The organism is Burkholderia sp. PU8-34 (assembly GCF_053427725.1).
In genome coordinates this window covers 567,566-583,327 of sequence record NZ_JBSAXC010000002.1, presented here as the reverse complement: position 1 = coordinate 583,327, position 15,762 = coordinate 567,566, and the positions used below count along the sequence as shown (strand labels likewise).

Genomic DNA, 15,762 nt, shown 5'->3' with positions numbered 1-15,762 from the left:
CCCGCGCGGCCCGCCGCCGGACAGCCATGCACCAGAGCCGGAGCCATTGCCGAACACCCACTCCGGTCAATCGTCTTGCCGCGGAACCACAGGAGATATGTCTTGAGCCGCACCGCCGCCCTCCAGCACGCACTGAACCAATTCGAATCCGGCGCGTTCTTCGCCACCCTGAGCCGCCGCATCGGCCTGCGCACCGAAAGCCAGGAAAGCGGCTCGGCCGCCGCGCTGCTCGCGTACCTGACCGACGAGATCGCGCCCGAGGCCGAGCGCCTCGGCTTCACGACCCGCATCGCGGACAACCCCGTCGACGGCGGCAGCCCGTTCCTGCTCGCGTCGCGGCACGAGGACGACGCATTGCCGACCGTGCTGATCTACGGCCACGGCGACGTCGTGCGCGGCTACGACGCGCAGTGGCGCGCACCGCTGTCGCCGTGGTCGCTGACCGTCGACGGCGACCGCTGGTACGGCCGCGGCAGCGCCGACAACAAGGGCCAGCACTCGATCAACCTCGCCGCGCTCGCGAGCGTGCTGGCCGCGCGCGGCGGCCGCCTCGGCTTCAACGCCAAGCTGCTGATCGAAATGGGCGAGGAAACCGGCTCGCCGGGCCTCGACGCGCTGTGCCGCCGCGAGCGCGACGCGCTGGCCGCCGACGTGCTGATCGCGTCCGACGGACCGCGCATCTCGGCCGACCGCCCGACCGTGTTCCTCGGCTCGCGCGGCGCCGTCAATTTCAGGCTGAGCCTGCGCGCGCGCGACGGCGCGCATCATTCGGGCAACTGGGGCGGGCTGCTGCGCAACCCGGCGATCGTGCTCGCGCACGCGCTGGCGAGCCTCGTCGACGCGCGCGGCACGATTCGCGTCGCCGGCCTGCGCCCGCCGCCGATTCCGGCCGCCGTGCGCGACGCGCTCGCCGATCTGACGGTCGGCGGCGGGCCCTGCGATCCGGCCATCGACGCAGACTGGGGCGAACCGGGCCTCACCGCGGCCGAGCGCGTGTTCGGCTGGAACACGCTCGAGATCCTCGCGTTCAAGGCCGGCAACCCCGAGCACCCGGTCAACGCGATTCCGCCCGCCGCGTATGCGCACTGCCAGCTGCGCTTCGTCGTCGGCACCGATTGGGACGCACTCCATGCGCACCTGCGCGCGCACCTCGACGCGCATGGTTTCGCCGATGTCGACATCGACGTCGAGCGCGGCGCGCCGGCAACGCGCGTGCCGCCCGACGATCCGTGGGTGCGCTGGGCCGTCGCGTCGCTCGCGCGCACGACCGGCAAGAAGCCCGCCGTCCTGCCGAACCTCGGCGGCACGTTGCCGAATGAAGTGTTCTCCGACACGCTCGGGCTGCCGACGCTCTGGGTGCCGCACTCGTATCCGGCGTGTGCGCAGCACGCGCCCGACGAGCACCTGCTCGGCAGCGTGGTGCGTGAGGGTCTCCAGATGATGGCGGGACTCTTCTGGGATCTCGGCGACGCCGCGCCTCCCGTTCGCCGCGCGGTGCTCGACGCCGCCGGCGCCGGTCTTTGACGCGCCGCCGCCGCGAATATCGCCTGCATCGTCAATCGTCCACACCTCCACGGGACACGCGCACACGATGAACACCACGACCCTGACCACGCCGGAAACCGTTCGCCCCACCGCCGCGAAGACGCGCCGCATCATCCTCGCCGCGTCGATCGGCAACGCGCTCGAATGGTTCGACCTGATCGTCTACGGCTTCTTTGCGGTGACGATCGCGAAGCTGTTCTTCCCCGCGACGAGCGAGGCGACGTCACTGCTGCTCACGCTCGGCACGTTCGGGCTGTCATACCTGATCCGCCCGATAGGCGGCTTCGTGCTCGGCGCGTACGCGGACCGCGCCGGACGCAAGGCATCGCTGCTGCTGTCGATCGGAATGATGATGGGCGGCACGCTGCTGATCGCCGCGATGCCGACCTATGCATCGATCGGCATCCTCGCGCCGCTCGGGATCATGCTGTCGCGGCTGATGCAGGGTTTTTCCGCCGGCGGCGAATTCGCGAGCTCGACTGCGTTCCTCGTCGAGCACGCGCCGCAACGGCGCGGCTTCATGTCGAGCTGGCAGTTCGCGAGCCAGGGGCTCGCGACGCTGCTCGCGTCGGGGTTCGGCGCGCTGCTGACGAGCACGCTGACGCCCGCGCAGCTCGAAAGCTGGGGCTGGCGCGTGCCGTTCCTGTTCGGTCTTGCGATCGGGCCGGTCGGGCTGTACATCCGCCGCTACGTCGACGAAGGCGTCGAGTTCAAGACGCAAGCGCGTTCGGAAGCGCCCGTGCGCGAACTGTTCGCAGACCAGAAGATGCGCGTGCTGCTCGCGATCGGCGCGCTCGTGATCTCGACCGCGGTCAACTACATGGTGCTGTACATGCCGACCTATGCGATCAAGCAGCTCGGACTGCCTGCATCGACCGGCTTCGCGGCGACCCTCGCGACCGGCTTCGTGCTGACGCTCGTCACGCCGCTCGTCGGCCACTGGTCGGATCATGTCGGGCGAATCCGCATGATGACGGCCGCGGCGCTGCTGATGCTCGTCACGGTCTGGCCGACGTTCGCGTGGCTTACGCATCATGCGTCGTTCGCGACGATGATCGCCGCGCTGATCTGGATCGGTGCGCTGAAAGCGATGTATTGCGGCGCGCTGCCCGCGCTGATGGCCGAACTGTTCCCGGCGCAGACACGCGCGACGGGGCTCGCGGTCAGCTACAACACGGGCGTCACGCTGTTCGGCGGTTTTGCGCCGTTCGTCATCACGTGGCTCATCAGCGCAACCGGGAACCGGCTGTCGCCGGCGCTTTACCTGATGGGCTGCGCGCTGCTGAGCCTCGCGGCATTGTTCGTCGCGCGCACGCGCCTGCGGATGCGCTGATCGACGCAGCGCTAACGCGCCCGCACGGCAACGCTTGCCGCGCGGGCCATCGGGTCGCTTATCGATCCGCTTACGGCGCCGGGTTCGGCTGCAGTTCGTGCAGCGCGTCGATCTCGGCGAGGATCTCGTCCGACAGCTTGACGTCGACGCTGCCGATGTTCTCCTTCAGTTGCTCGAGCGACGTCGCGCCGATGAGGTTGCTGGTCAGGAACGGCCGGCTGTTGACGAACGCGAGCGCGAGCTGCGCGGGCGACAGACCGTGCCGCTTCGCGAGCGCGACATAGCGCGACGTCGCCGCGACCGCCTGCGGCTTGCTGTAGCGCTGGAAGCGCTCGAACAGCGTGATGCGCGCACCGGCCGGACGCGCGCCGTTCTCGTACTTGCCGGACAGCCAGCCGAACGCGAGCGGCGAATACGCGAGCAGGCCGACGCCTTCGCGGTGCGTGAATTCCGACAGCCCGTTCTCGAACGTGCGGTTCAGCAGGCTGTACGGGTTCTGGATGCTCGCGATGCGCGGCAGCCCGAGCGTCTCGGCCGCACGCAGGAATTGCGCGACGCCCCACGGCGTCTCGTTGGACACGCCGATCGCGCGCACCTTGCCCGCCTTCACGAACTCCGCGAGCACGCCGAGCGTTTCCTCGATCGGCACCGTGTACGCGTCGTCGATCCACGGATAGGCGGGACGGCCGAACGTCGTCGTGCTGCGGTCCGGCCAGTGGAGCTGGTAGAGGTCAACGTAGTCGGTCTGCAGACGCTTGAGGCTGCCGTCGAGCGCCTCGGTCAGGTTCTTGCGGTCGAACTGGTTGCCCTCGCCGCGAATGTGGCGCGGGTTGTGCGGCTGGCGCGCGGGGCCGGCGATCTTCGTCGCGAGCACGATCCGGTCGCGCAGCGCACGGTGCTGCGCGAGCCACGTGCCGATGTATTGCTCCGTGCGGCCCTGGGTTTCGGGCTTCGGCGGCACGGGGTACATCTCCGCGGCGTCGATCAGCGTGACGCCTTGCGCGATCGCGTAATCGATCTGCTCATGCGCGTCGCGCTCGGAATTCTGCTCGCCCCACGTCATCGTCCCGAGACCGATCAGGCTGACTTCGATGCCTGAATCGCCAAGTGTGCGGTATTCCATGCTGTTCCTGTCGCATCGGTGGAAAGCAGAAACGCTACCACAATGAAGCGTTTGCTTCAGTTGGCCTGCCGGTCGCCTACAGCCAACCTTCACCGGCGGGTTTCGGTCCGGATTGCGCCGTTACTGCGGCCGCTGAATGAAACACGTCGCCGACGCGTGCGCGACGATCTTGTCGTCCGGCGTCTTCAGCGTGCCCTCGGCGACGCCGAGCGAGCGCGACAGGTGAATCACGCGGCCTTCAGCGATCAGTTCGACTTCGCGCGGCACCGGCCGCAGCATCTTCACGTGCAGGTCGATCGTGCCGTAGCCGATGCCCGCGTCGAGCATCGAATGCACCGCGCAACCGGTGACCGAATCGAGCACCGTCGCCGCGAATCCGCCATGCACGCCGCCCATCGGATTCAGGTGCCGGCCGTCGGCGCGCGCCGAAAACTTCACGTAGCCGAGTTCGACCTCCACCGGCCGCATCGGGACGGTCTCGGAAATCGACGCGAGCGGCGCGTCGCCCGCCGCCGCGGCACGCAACAGTTCAAGGCCGGAAATCGAAAGCGGATTCATCGGGTGTCTCCTGATGGCAAGCGCTGTGGCGCAGTAGTAAGTTCCAAATTGGAACCGATTATTCACAACGGAAAACCGGCTGTCAACGCCGGTGCCGGCCGATGTGTTCGAGGGTCGGTTCTATAATCGCACCCGCTCTTTCCCGAACCGCCTCACGGAACCCGACGATGAAATGGGATGACATCGGCTCGCTGAACTGCTCGGTCGCGCGCACGCTCGCCGTGCTCGGCGACCGCTGGACCATGCTGATCCTGCGCAATGCGTTTCTCGGCTGCCGCCGCTTCGACGCGTTCCAGACGCAACTCGGCGTGACCCGCCACGTGCTGGCCGAACGCCTCGCGCGGCTCGTCGACGAAGGCGTCCTCGCGAAGCACGCGTACCAGGACCGCCCGCCGCGCTTCGAATACCGGCTGACCGAGAAAGGCCGCGACCTCTACCCCGCACTGCTTGCGCTGCTCGCGTGGGGCGACCGCTGGAAGGACGACGGCCATGGGCCGCCGCTGCAGTTGCGCCACCGCACCTGCGGTCAACTGATGCACGCGGTTACGGTGTGCTCCGCGTGCGGCGAACCGCTCGATCCGCGCGACGTGCAGCCCGAGGCGGGCCCGGGATGGATCGGGTCGGGCACATCGGAGGCGCCGGCGGCATCCGCCGAGTAGCTTCTTAGCATGCGGCGGCGTACCGCTCGACGTACTGACTCCCGGGATCGCAACGTGCGCGCGCAGCACGTTGCGTCACCGCCCGGTGACTTGTGCAGACGACCGATGATCGCCGACTGACGCGAATCGTTCAACCATGACGAACGGCTAACGATTCGCGATCGCGATCCTCACGCGAGCAATCGCATGTTGGATCAGCTCCGTCAATGGATGCCGTCTGCCCGTCCGGCAGCGGGATGGGCCCTCGCCACCAGCGACGTGCATTCGCGCTGGCTCGCCTGCGCGTCGCTCGCCGGATGCCGGGTCGCATCGGCAGTATCGATCGATGCAATGCCGCCAAGGCAGGCGACGTCGGTTTCAAGAAAGCCGTGGACCATCGGATAGATGATGAAGAGCGCCAGGGCGAGATACCCGGCGTACAGAAATCGAACCATGTGGCGTTGTCGTGGGCGAGTCAGTTCGCCCTGTTTACGGCATCGCGACGCGCGACTTGAGACGACGCGCGACGTGTTGCTCTGCGCGCATGCGCTGCTCGAATTCGACACGATGGTGATACCGGATGCGCTCGACCGTTTCCACGACAATCCGCTCGTGACCGGCGTGCCGGGCATCCGTTTCTACGCAGGCCGGCCGTTGTCCCCGTCGAACGGCGCGCGGGTCGGCACGCTCTGCCTGATCGGCACGCGGCCGCGCTCGCTCGACCACGACGAACAGTCGCTGCTCGGTGATCTCGCGCACATGACCGAACGCGAGATCGCCGAGCTGCACCTCGCGACCACTGACGAGCTCACGCACTTGACGAACCAGCGCGGCTTCAAAACGCTCGCGCGCCACGTGCCGGGCCTCTGCGCGCGGCTCGACAGGCGCGCGATGCCGGCCTTCTTCGGCCTGAACGACTTCAAGGCGATCTACGACCGCTTCGGCCACGCCGAAGGCGACCGCACACTCAAGACGTTCGCGGACACGCTGACAGCCACGCTGCGCGACAGTGATGTGCTCGCGCGGCCGATTCAGCCACCGCACCCCGGCGCGCTCGCCATCGCAGCCGCAATCTGCTCGGGCGTCAGGTCGCGCTGGTGCGTCGCGAGCGACCAGCGATGCCCGAACGGATCCTCGACCTGGCCATAGCGATCGCCCCAGAACATGTCGGCAGCCGGCACCTTGAGCGTCGCGCCGGCCGCGACGGCTTGCGCGATCGCCGCGTCGACATCCGGCACGAACAGGTGAAGCGCAACCGGCGTGCCCTTCAGCGTATTCGGCCCGAGCGCGCCATGTTCCGGCATCTCGTCCACGAGCATCAGCGTCGAATCGCCGATGGTCAGGCAAGCGTGCGCGAGCATGCCGTTCGGGGCCTGCAGCCGGAACTGCTCGACCGCGTTGAATGCTTGCTTGTAGAAGTCGATCGCGTCGGCGGCGCCGGCGCAGATCAGATGAGGGGTCAGCGTGCGCATTCCTTCAGGAATCGGTTTGACGGACGTGGACATGTGCGTGGCTCCTTCAGTCGGCTGTCGGTTCGAAAAGCGGGACGGGGCGCGCGATGCGTACGCCTCCGACCATACGACGGACGAGCGGATGCGGAATCGACATGTCGGGCCGAAAATTTTTCGAATCGATTCGACGTGACGTGACGTGATGCGATGCAACGCAAGGCGCAACTGCGGTTGTCTGTAAGCGCAGCGCTGAAGGCGGGCAATCGAATTGCGCGCCGCCACACGCGCCGTCATGGCCGTGCGGACTGGCGGCACCTCGGCCGCTTGCGCGTGAGTCGAGAATCGGACCGGCTTACCGCATCGTATCGGCCTGCGACGCCGACGTCGCGCATGTGTCTCGGCAGGCTTCCATCATGGCGGCCACGGCTTCGAGCGGAAGCTCGGCAAAGCGGCCGACCGGCGAGAGCACGCCGCCCGGCACCCTCGCGCGCTGCGCATGCTCGGCAAATGGATACCGGATGAGCCTGTTGCCGTAGATGTTCGGCACGCCGAAGTCCGTGACGTCGAGCCAGCGCGTGACCGCCTTTTCGCGCACGGCACCGACCATCACGAATCCGGTTTCATCGATGCGGAGCGCCAATTCCCGTCTCGAACCGATGAAAAAACCGACGCCGGCCAGTGCCAGCAATGCGGCGAGCCCCGCAACGGGCATCGGCGAACGATCGAACGTGTTGCCCCAGAAGATCAACCCGGCGAGCACGATGCATATGGCCGCCTTTCGTTTCAGGCGGCGGTTGTCGACGGGCAACGTCAACGGCAACTGCGCGAGCAGATCGCTCGACGCGGGACCGACATGCCGTCCTGCGTCATTCGGTTCGTGTTCTGCATTCGTCGATCAAGCTCCGGAGTCCCCCGTCGCGCGCCGATCAGATCTGCGGAAGATCCCTGAGCGTGCGCGCCTCTCTGGTCGCATCCACATCGAGCTCGATGCCTTCGGTTGCGTCGCGATAAACGACACGCTTCAATTTCGGGCCAACCGCACGATTTCCCGACGCGTCGAAGATCACGTAAACCTCGTCGCCGCCGGCAACGGCACGAACCACCTCCGACACGTGCGCATCGTGCGGCCTGGCGACCCACGCGCGGCTCGCCGGATTCACCTGCCCCCATCGCACATGGGTCACGCGTCCACTGCTCAGATCGATTCTGACGCCACTGACTGCAAACACCGACATCCGGACCTCCGTGGAAAAGGCAGCGGGCGTACGAATGCGTGGGTGCCGAGCGGATTCGCATCGGGCATTCGTCCGGGCCGCGGCCAGAATCCGTGATGTGCCGCGCAACAGGCTGCGGATCTCACGGCATTTCGTCGACCAAGCATGTCGGCACACGGGGGCGACGCATTCACCGTGTGCTTCGCGCGTGGGCGACGTGCACGAGTCGATCATCTCCGAATCCCGGCGTGCTTGTCCAGCGCCGGTACGCGACAGGGACGCGCAGCACCTCCGGATCGCTTTCGCCCGTCGGCAATGAAATTTGATTGGTCAGCTCGCCGAAAGACGCGCATTCGACCGTCGCCACTCAGGCACGTGATGAATCAGATTGCAGAACGATACTCGCCGTCGTACGCCCCATCGGGTCCGCTCGACAGTGGGCTCGGCACCGTTGCGCGACCGGGCACGCTTGGTCGCGCCGCTGGCGGCCGGCAAAAAAAAACCCGACAGCGACGTGAGCCGCTGCCGGGACCAAGGCATTGCCGACACGACATCGACAATGGGCCTAAGAGCAAGCTTAGGCACGAGGATCGTTGCGAACACATGTTATTCGAATGAAAGACTGTGTAGGAATGGCGTAATCAGCCAAACACCTGTTCGATTCTGCCATTGCTGCCGGTGTGACGACCGTGCACCCTTCGCAACTCGCCAAGCGGGCCGCGATGCGTTGTGCCGGACAGGAATCGCGAGCCCAACCGCGGAAGGAGAAACACGCCGACGCGATTGCCGCATGTCCGAAACGCATTCGGAACTGGCGAAGCCGGGCACACATAAGCCATGCATCTCTTTCAATTCGATTACCGACATGGAATCCGGAAACCGATGAAACTCGCGTCGCTCGTTGTTGCCACACTCGTCATGTTTGACCTGGCCGGCTGCGCCACCGTCTCGACGCCTGACGGCGGATATCGGATCGAGCCGGCCGTGACCAGAGGCTTTTGAATTCGCTCGACAGTCTGCTCGACACGCGCCGTGCGCAATGTCGTGCGGATTGACAGACGACAGGAGCGCGCCTCCCTTTCAGCCTCGACGATTCGAACTCAATGACCGTTGCGCGCTGCGCGTAATGCTCGTTCGAGTTCCTCGTGCTTGCCACTGGTCCATGCACGAGGGCCAAAGGCCACACGTGCCGATCCGACCGACGGGGAATGCGGTTTGCTCAATGACGCCGCAACATTTCCTCGAGACTATTCAATCGCATACGTGCAGCCCTGTGATGTGTGGGTCAATCGTCGAGTGCGCGCGGAATGGGAGGATCTCGCGACCATGGATATGCGAGAATCGGAGCCTCTGATCCCCTCAACAACCAGACGCCAGGGTCGCATGACCACACACATCACAATCGAATTTACCGACCATGCCGCAGAAGCGGTAGGTGATCAAACCAGCACCAGCTTTTCCTACGACCAAGGCGCGCATCTTCCGCAACCGGGCGACTTTGTCGAACTCGACAATCTGCAGCAGACGTTTCTCGTCATCGGCCGGGTGTTTTCGCTCAAGGCAAACACGAGCAGCGTCAAGCTCGTTCTCGACCTTCCTCCATCGGACGATCAGCAAGGATTCGATCCGGAGACTTCGGCGAATCTCGGCGAGTAACGCCGCCATTCGCCCCGGAGATCGCGGCGTACCGGCACACGCACCCCCATTCACCGCTGATGACCTATGTACGTTGCGATCTATATTGCAGTTGTCGCCGTCGCGAACCTGACGGTCGCGCGCTTTGGCCCGGCAGTGACGCCGGTCATTGCCTTCCTGTTGATCGGGCTCGACCTCGCGATCCGAGACCGTTTGCATCTTGACTGGCGCGGACGCGCACTGTGGACGCGGATGTTCGGCTTGATCGTGGCGGCGGGATTCGTGAGCTTTGCGCTGAACCCTGCGTCCAAAGCAGTCTCGCTGGCGTCACTGGTCGCGTTCAGCGCGGCGGCAGTCGCCAGCGCGGCCGTCTTTCAGGCCGCACGCCGCTACCCGATATTGGCTCGCGCAAATGGTGCGAACGTCGCCGGCGCCGCTGTCGATTCGATCATCTTCCCGCTGATCGCGTTCGGAACCGTATTCCCGCTGATCGCTGCGCTGCAGTTCGTCGCAAAGGTTGCCGGCGGCGCACTCTGGTCCTGGATCGTTTTTCGCAACGCTCGCGCGGCCTGAACCGACATGTCTCGTTGGCATGACGCGATGCATGCGTTTGTCGGCGAGCGTGGTCCGGGGATTGCGAAGGAGCAGGACGTGAAGACGATGCGCGAGGTAGCGCAGCACATCAATCGTCGATGCACGCGAAGCCGGGCACGACGCAGAGCACTACGATCGACGTAAGGTGAAGGCCGCAGACGCGACAGAATGAAATTCGAAATCGTGCTTGTCGTTTCGAAATTCAGAACGTGAAAAGCAAAACAGGCGCCTAAGCGCCCGTTCTACTTGAGTATTCTGTGGGGCGGCTGATGGGACTCGAACCCACGACAACAGGAATCACAATCTTAACCGCCAACCCTTACCGGACAAGGATTGCAGCCAACATTGTGGAATATTTGCCGGAAAACTGTCATTGATTATTCATCGTTTTCCGGGGCTAGTTCCACAATTTTTCGATCTGATGGTCCCCTCTTATCCGTCAGGATGACTGTCTACCACGCGCTCAGGATTGCATCGGGGACCCATCGCGCATAGGCCGGTATGGCATGCGCAGCACTCATGCAACTGTCGATTCCAGGTTGGCGTTATACTGTACATCCATACAGTATTATTTCCGCATCATGAAACCGCGCTGGGCTTACATCTGGGAGTACACGGACCTCGAATCGGGGGAGCGCCGGCGCACTTTCTTGCCTGTCACGGCCGACGAGTTCTTCAGCTGCACCGGCCAGTTCCTCCCGGACTCGAACGCGCGCGCGCTCGAGGAAACGAAGGTCGACCGCGACCTGGTGCCGCTCCGAACACCACCGGGAAAGCGCATCCCGAAGATGCCCGACTTCGACGTGCCGACCGATGACGAACTGCGCGCACTCTGGCGCAAGTACCGTGGCGAGCCTGATGTGGAGCGCCTGATTCTGGAGATCGTGACGCTGCGGAAGTCGCTCCAGAAGATCCGGGACCGGTACGACGTCACCGAACGCTGCACCCAGGACAAAGGGGATCTCGGAGACGCGAACGGTCGTCTGCTCAGGCTGTACCACCTTCTCAGGGCGGAGATGACGCGGGCCGGCATGCTGTAGCGCTCGGCACGGTAAAGGGCTTTCCCTATGGGAGATTGAGAACGCCCCGTTTATCCAATATAAATCAGGCCACGCTGCCGAAAAACAACGAAGCGCGGGGACGGGGAATGAAAAAGACGAATGTCAGCCTCGAAGGGGTGCGGGGAGCCGCGGCGCTGCTCGTCGTCATCTACCACATGGGCGGCGAACTGCCGGGACTGAATCTGGCGCCGGCCGGCTATCTCTCCGTCGACCTCTTCTTCGTGCTGTCGGGGTTCGTGATCTGCCAGGCGTACGGCGACCGCATCTCGGACGGTTCGCAATGGTGCAATTTCATGCTGCGCCGATTCGGGCGCCTGTTCCCCGCTCAGCTCGTCGCGACCGCGTTCTACTACGCCCTGTTAAACGTCCTCATCGTGGCGGCGCACGTAATCGCGGCGCCCGCGTGGCCTTACGTCGTGCCGACGCCCGGCGAAGCGCTCGCGATTGCGACGATGACACAGGGACTGCCGCTGTTCGACCACTACGTCGGGCTGCCGGTCACATGGTCGACGAGCTGCGAATTCTGCGTGTACATGCTGTTCGGCGCGCTGTGCCTCACGGTGCGCGGACACGCACGAACTGCGACCTTCCTCACGCTGTCGATCTGCGGCTATGCCGTCGCGGTCTGGGCATCGCTCGTGCCGGCGGGATGCCTGACCCGCGGCGAATGCCTGTCGATGACATACGACTATGGCTTGGCGCGGTGCATCGCCGGATTCTTCATCGGCACGCTGATCGCCGCCTTCCGCGACCGGCCGGCCGTGGTCGCGTTCACGCGCCCGCTCACGCAGATGCTGGCGCTCGCCCTCGTTGTCATACTGATCTGGGCGAGCGGCGTGCTGAACGCGCTCGCGCTCCTTTCGCCGCTCGCGTTCGCCGTGCTGGTCGCGGCTCTGTCTTCGGACAACGGGCCGGTCGCGCGCCTCTTCTCGCGGAGCGGCTTCCGGTGGCTGGGCGCGATGTCGTATGCGGTCTATCTCGCGCACGACATGTTCAGGTCGCTCCTGCACGGCATGCGGCAGCATGTGACGGGGATCGGGACGGCGATTCTGTTCGCCGCGATCTTCCTCGCCTCATCCTACATCGCCGCGCACATGCTCCACAAATACGTCGAGGTGCCGTGGCGGGCGCGCTTCTACGGTTGGGCCGACCGCCTTCGGCGACGCGTGCCACACGCCGTGGCCGACTGAGACGTGCGCTCTTAGCGCGCGGCGAGCGCTGCTGCCGTCACCTGATACCCGTCGTCATACAGCCGCTGCCGCGTAGCGGCGGCCATGGCTCGCTGCCACGTCCGATGCTGCCACTGCAATACACGCTGCTGCCTCAAACGTCCACTCGACCAGTACTACCGGATTCCGTCCTGCTCGGTATGTGGGCGCCGCAACTGGCGCGCGGATCGTTGGATGAACCGACGCGACACAGCGAAGACCCGTTGCGACTGCTCTGGCTATTGGTTCCCGCATCGGCGCGGCCCCCTGTTCTGTTGGCACCGGGAGGAAGGCACCAGTCGCTACCCCGGAGAACCGGATTTCGCGTATAGGAACTACGACGGTCTCGCGGCTTAACCACTCCTTCAGGCGTCGCGCAAGCATTTCGGCCCTCGGATAGCGCGGCGAGCTTTGGTGGGCGGCCAGTATGGCGCCCGCTCATTTTCTGATTTGAGGATGCGATATGGCGCCAAAGCCAACATGGGAGGTTTATCCGATCACGAACGCCGGCAGGCGTTCCGGATCTGCTGATCGCAGTGGAACAGCTCGACGTACAGGCGGCGACAAAGTTCGCGCCAGCTGGCCTGCGCGGGTGGCTGCGTGGCGGCGTAGACGATCCTCCGGTCAATGCTGTTCGGAAATTGGGCTGCCCGGTCGAATTCTTGTTTGCTGACTTCCGTCCATTTCGGGTCGACGAGCACTTTCGCTTGATAGATCGGGGCCGCTTCCGGCGCTGCTGCGGGCTGCTCGACAAGGGATGCGGCGAAGGCGGACTCCGCGCGTTCCAGCCGGTCAATCAGCGCCATCACGATGGAGGGCTTCGCGGCGCGGAAATACGCCTCGGCAGCTCCGACCGCATCGCCGATGCCGAAGAACTGCACGCCGAGGGCCTCGCCGTCGTAGTTGCACAATTCGGCCTCGCGCGGCACGCTTCAGGGCGTCGATCTGGTCTTCCGTCAACGCATCTGCGCGGCTCTTTTCAGCGCTAAGTTCACCGACGCGATGCCGTTATTCTCTCCGGACAGCCGCAGTGCCTCGGAAGCTGATTCATTTTCTTGCCCGCTGGCGTTCTGCGTGAGCGGGCTATTTTCATTCTGGGTGGTCATGTCTGGTTCCTCTATGGCGTGGTCCTCAATGTCCGATTCGTACAGTTGAATGTCGGGTCGGACCGTTCCCCAACAAGCTTTCAATCTGTTAGCATTCGGCGGAGTGATCTCGCGTTTGGGTGCCTCACGCACCGTGGCCTTCCGTCGACGCCCCGTCGGCGGAACTTGATCCCGGCATGTGCCGGGATTTTTTTGCCTGTATTGCCCTCAGGCGGTCGGGATCGGGAGCGCGACGATTTTCGGCGATCTTGTAGATGTAGACCTCGACGCTGCGCAGCGAGAAGTCTTGCGCCTTGCGGCGGCTAAAGTTCTCGAACTTGGCCACCTTCGACGACGGCAGGCGAGCCGTGAACAGGTCGATCAGGATGCGTCTGTTCGCATCACTATCGACGAGGGTCCAGTCACGGTCTTCTTTCGCCAAAGCGAATCCGCGTTCACGAAGGCTGTCGTACCAGTCCGCCTTGCGGCCCTTGTCCGAAACGGGAGTATCCGAGTCGAGAATTCGAAAGCCGCCAAAAGGTGGCACGAAAAATCGACCTTGCACACGTACTGGCCAAACGAAATCTCCGAGATATGACCGAAGCCTTCGAGATCCCACCAGCGGTTGAGATGGTCGGCCATGTTCTTGAGGGCGTGCTGAGTCGCGTCAGGCGTAACGATGGCACCAAGTTGCCGTTCGAGCTCGTGCACCTTCATGTCGGCTGCGCGCAAGTCTGCGTATCGCCGCTCGCGTTCCGCTGCGCTACACCTCTGCGCGCACGTGCCGCGCCGTGCGCCCGAGCGCCCGCATCCAGTGCTTGCCGGCTGCCTCCGCGCTCCCCCGATCCCAGGCGCGCACCCAAACAGGCGATGCGTTCGACGGTAGACGAAGATGGCGAGCCTCACTGGACGCAAGGAGTGGACCGTACGCGACGTGCTGGCTGACGCAAAGGCAGCGCTCGAATCTGCCCCGCCCGCGCGGGCCGACGCTCTGGCATCCAACCAATTTGCAGATGTTCGCAATATGGTCGACGCTCGGGCAGTGGGCCAGCCGGAGCCGCGCGCCGAGGTGACGGATGACGACAAGGTCTGCGCAGCTCGGTATCGCTACGCGCGAGACAACATTTGGGAAGGACACGAGCTGCCCGGCGGCTACTGGCTTAGTGATACCGGCGATGAATGGGACAAGGCCATCGACGCCGCCCGCGCAGGAGACTGCGATGCGTGACCTCTTCCTTTACGTGCTCCTCATCGCTGCGTTCGTGGTCGGCATGAAGAGCTGCGCCGATTCGGACTGGGGACCACGTGAACAGCCCGCAAACGTAGGCGCAAGCCGATGAGCACGCGGCCCCTCAACGAGATCAACCACGACTACCTGCACATGCTGCAGCGCAATCCCGGGCTCGTGCTCCTGATTCTCGACGAGCTCGCGATGTGCCATCACAACGCGCGCATGAACAGAGCGAACGCCGACGGGCATGCGACCGACATCGGGCACGGCGTAAGGGTGGTCCATCAGTACCACCACACGACCGACGTGACTGTCAAAATGGATTACGTAGAGGTGGCGCTGTGAGCACAATCATCAGCCCATGCGGGCGATTCCGCTATCGCCTTGAACGCGAGGTTGGAATTGACGGCCTGACGTTCGCCTATTTCGGCATGAACCCGTCGACGGCCGATGCCACGGTTGACGATGCGACGGTGCGCAAATGGATCGGCTTCACGAAGGTCAACGGCGGACGGCGGTTCATCGTCGGCAACGTGTCGGCCTACCGCGCGACGGACGTCAAGGAACTGGCCGACGTCCTGATAACGCCGGATCAATGGCGGGCGAATCTCGACCACATCAACGAGATCATCGCCGATGCAGATGTGCTCGTACCGTGCTGGGGTAATCGGTCGAAAGCCCCTCGACATATGCGCAACGACTTCGATACGTTGCTCGCCATGTTGCAGACGAGCGGGAAGCCCGTGAAGCATTTCGGCCTGACAGCGAGCGGAGATCCGAAGCATCCGCTGATGCCGGCCTACGCCACCCCTCTCATCGAATGGAGCCGCCCGTGAAAGAGCGCCCGATCCTTTTCAGCGGCCCGATGGTGCGCGCCATCCTCGACGGCCGCAAGACGCAGGCCCGGAGCGTCTTCAAATTGCCTGGGAAGCGTGAGATCGACTATGTCGAGCTTGAGCGGCTTGCAGCTGAGCTGCGACCTGGTCCCGCTTGCGTCGTGCCCGTACGGTCGCAAACAAGAGTACCTCTGGGGACGCGAATTGACGGTAATCGAGACGAAACTGACGGAGCTCAAAGGCAAGAGAC

At 64.5% G+C, this 15,762-nt stretch carries 19 protein-coding genes and 1 pseudogene; 11 read left to right on the top strand and 9 right to left on the bottom strand.

What is annotated here, in order from left to right:
- Nucleotides 1–102: 102 nt before the first annotated feature.
- A complete protein-coding gene (locus tag ACV22Z_RS07360) occupies nucleotides 103–1,524 on the top strand; it encodes a M20 family metallopeptidase (RefSeq protein ID WP_448075650.1) in 1,422 nt (473 codons plus the stop codon).
- A gap of 67 nt (nucleotides 1,525–1,591) precedes the next feature.
- Nucleotides 1,592–2,878 (top strand): MFS transporter, encoded by a 1,287-nt coding sequence (locus tag ACV22Z_RS07355; protein WP_448075649.1) that lies wholly within the window; start codon nucleotides 1,592–1,594, stop codon nucleotides 2,876–2,878.
- A 70-nt stretch (nucleotides 2,879–2,948) separates the two neighbouring features.
- Here ACV22Z_RS07355 and ACV22Z_RS07350 read toward each other — a convergent pair whose 3' ends face one another.
- Nucleotides 2,949–4,001, bottom strand: a complete 1,053-nt coding sequence (locus tag ACV22Z_RS07350; RefSeq protein WP_448075648.1) for an NADP(H)-dependent aldo-keto reductase — start codon at nucleotides 3,999–4,001, stop codon at nucleotides 2,949–2,951.
- A gap of 120 nt (nucleotides 4,002–4,121) precedes the next feature.
- Nucleotides 4,122–4,559 carry a PaaI family thioesterase gene (locus ACV22Z_RS07345; protein ID WP_448075647.1) on the bottom strand — a complete coding sequence of 146 codons (438 nt, stop codon included), beginning with the start codon at nucleotides 4,557–4,559 and terminating at the stop codon, nucleotides 4,122–4,124.
- Nucleotides 4,560–4,726: 167 nt separating this feature from the next.
- Here ACV22Z_RS07345 and ACV22Z_RS07340 point away from each other — a divergent pair, with 167 nt between their 5' ends.
- The gene (locus tag ACV22Z_RS07340; RefSeq protein ID WP_448075646.1) at nucleotides 4,727–5,218 is read left to right on the top strand and encodes a winged helix-turn-helix transcriptional regulator; all 492 of its coding nucleotides are present in this window, start codon (nucleotides 4,727–4,729) and stop codon (nucleotides 5,216–5,218) included.
- A 203-nt stretch (nucleotides 5,219–5,421) separates the two neighbouring features.
- Here ACV22Z_RS07340 and ACV22Z_RS07335 read toward each other — a convergent pair whose 3' ends face one another.
- Nucleotides 5,422–5,652: a hypothetical protein gene (locus ACV22Z_RS07335; RefSeq protein WP_448075645.1), complete on the bottom strand. Its 231-nt coding sequence runs from the start codon at nucleotides 5,650–5,652 to the stop codon at nucleotides 5,422–5,424.
- 58 nt (nucleotides 5,653–5,710) lie between these two features.
- On the opposite strand from ACV22Z_RS07335, the pseudogene ACV22Z_RS07330 reads away from it, so the two are divergent.
- Nucleotides 5,711–6,223 (top strand): annotated as a pseudogene (locus tag ACV22Z_RS07330) (diguanylate cyclase); the annotation flags it as partial.
- A gap of 5 nt (nucleotides 6,224–6,228) precedes the next feature.
- On the opposite strand, the gene ACV22Z_RS07325 reads toward ACV22Z_RS07330, so the two are convergent.
- The 3 genes from ACV22Z_RS07325 to ACV22Z_RS07315 form a co-directional block, all read right to left on the bottom strand.
- Nucleotides 6,229–6,702 carry a VOC family protein gene (locus ACV22Z_RS07325; protein ID WP_448075644.1) on the bottom strand — a complete coding sequence of 158 codons (474 nt, stop codon included), beginning with the start codon at nucleotides 6,700–6,702 and terminating at the stop codon, nucleotides 6,229–6,231.
- A 298-nt stretch (nucleotides 6,703–7,000) separates the two neighbouring features.
- On the bottom strand, nucleotides 7,001–7,336 hold the full coding sequence (locus ACV22Z_RS07320; RefSeq protein WP_448075643.1) for a hypothetical protein: 336 nt from the start codon (nucleotides 7,334–7,336) through the stop codon (nucleotides 7,001–7,003).
- A gap of 238 nt (nucleotides 7,337–7,574) precedes the next feature.
- Nucleotides 7,575–7,883, bottom strand: coding sequence for a phosphatidylserine/phosphatidylglycerophosphate/cardiolipin synthase (locus tag ACV22Z_RS07315; RefSeq protein ID WP_448075642.1), 309 nt, complete (start codon nucleotides 7,881–7,883; stop codon nucleotides 7,575–7,577).
- Nucleotides 7,884–9,245: 1,362 nt separating this feature from the next.
- On the opposite strand from ACV22Z_RS07315, the gene ACV22Z_RS07310 reads away from it, so the two are divergent.
- The 4 genes from ACV22Z_RS07310 to ACV22Z_RS07295 all read left to right on the top strand — a co-directional run bounded on the left by ACV22Z_RS07310 (nucleotide 9,246) and on the right by ACV22Z_RS07295 (nucleotide 12,342).
- Nucleotides 9,246–9,518 carry a hypothetical protein gene (locus ACV22Z_RS07310; protein ID WP_448075641.1) on the top strand — a complete coding sequence of 91 codons (273 nt, stop codon included), beginning with the start codon at nucleotides 9,246–9,248 and terminating at the stop codon, nucleotides 9,516–9,518.
- Between the two features lie 66 nt (nucleotides 9,519–9,584).
- Nucleotides 9,585–10,070, top strand: a complete 486-nt coding sequence (locus tag ACV22Z_RS07305) for a VUT family protein (RefSeq protein WP_448075640.1) — start codon at nucleotides 9,585–9,587, stop codon at nucleotides 10,068–10,070.
- 602 nt (nucleotides 10,071–10,672) lie between these two features.
- The gene (locus ACV22Z_RS07300; protein ID WP_448075639.1) at nucleotides 10,673–11,131 is read left to right on the top strand and encodes a hypothetical protein; all 459 of its coding nucleotides are present in this window, start codon (nucleotides 10,673–10,675) and stop codon (nucleotides 11,129–11,131) included.
- A 35-nt stretch (nucleotides 11,132–11,166) separates the two neighbouring features.
- Complete coding sequence (locus ACV22Z_RS07295) at nucleotides 11,167–12,342, top strand: acyltransferase family protein (protein WP_448075638.1); 1,176 nt, start codon at nucleotides 11,167–11,169, stop codon at nucleotides 12,340–12,342.
- Nucleotides 12,343–12,857: 515 nt separating this feature from the next.
- Here the strand turns inward: ACV22Z_RS07295 and ACV22Z_RS07290 are convergent.
- The 3 genes from ACV22Z_RS07290 to ACV22Z_RS07280 all read right to left on the bottom strand — a co-directional run bounded on the left by ACV22Z_RS07290 (nucleotide 12,858) and on the right by ACV22Z_RS07280 (nucleotide 14,010).
- Nucleotides 12,858–13,271 carry a hypothetical protein gene (locus tag ACV22Z_RS07290; protein ID WP_448075637.1) on the bottom strand — a complete coding sequence of 138 codons (414 nt, stop codon included), beginning with the start codon at nucleotides 13,269–13,271 and terminating at the stop codon, nucleotides 12,858–12,860.
- Between the two features lie 45 nt (nucleotides 13,272–13,316).
- Nucleotides 13,317–13,466 carry a hypothetical protein gene (locus ACV22Z_RS07285; RefSeq protein ID WP_448075636.1) on the bottom strand — a complete coding sequence of 50 codons (150 nt, stop codon included), beginning with the start codon at nucleotides 13,464–13,466 and terminating at the stop codon, nucleotides 13,317–13,319.
- Nucleotides 13,467–13,590: 124 nt separating this feature from the next.
- Nucleotides 13,591–14,010: a hypothetical protein gene (locus ACV22Z_RS07280; protein WP_448075635.1), complete on the bottom strand. Its 420-nt coding sequence runs from the start codon at nucleotides 14,008–14,010 to the stop codon at nucleotides 13,591–13,593.
- 327 nt (nucleotides 14,011–14,337) lie between these two features.
- Here ACV22Z_RS07280 and ACV22Z_RS07275 point away from each other — a divergent pair, with 327 nt between their 5' ends.
- From ACV22Z_RS07275 to ACV22Z_RS07265, 3 genes are all read left to right on the top strand, one after another.
- Nucleotides 14,338–14,673, top strand: a complete 336-nt coding sequence (locus tag ACV22Z_RS07275; RefSeq protein ID WP_448075634.1) for a hypothetical protein — start codon at nucleotides 14,338–14,340, stop codon at nucleotides 14,671–14,673.
- 108 nt (nucleotides 14,674–14,781) lie between these two features.
- Nucleotides 14,782–15,021 carry a hypothetical protein gene (locus ACV22Z_RS07270; protein WP_448075633.1) on the top strand — a complete coding sequence of 80 codons (240 nt, stop codon included), beginning with the start codon at nucleotides 14,782–14,784 and terminating at the stop codon, nucleotides 15,019–15,021.
- Nucleotides 15,018–15,512, top strand: a complete 495-nt coding sequence (locus ACV22Z_RS07265; protein ID WP_448075632.1) for a DUF1643 domain-containing protein — start codon at nucleotides 15,018–15,020, stop codon at nucleotides 15,510–15,512. Before ACV22Z_RS07270 ends, ACV22Z_RS07265 begins: the two co-directional genes overlap by 4 nt.
- Nucleotides 15,513–15,762: the final 250 nt, after the last annotated feature.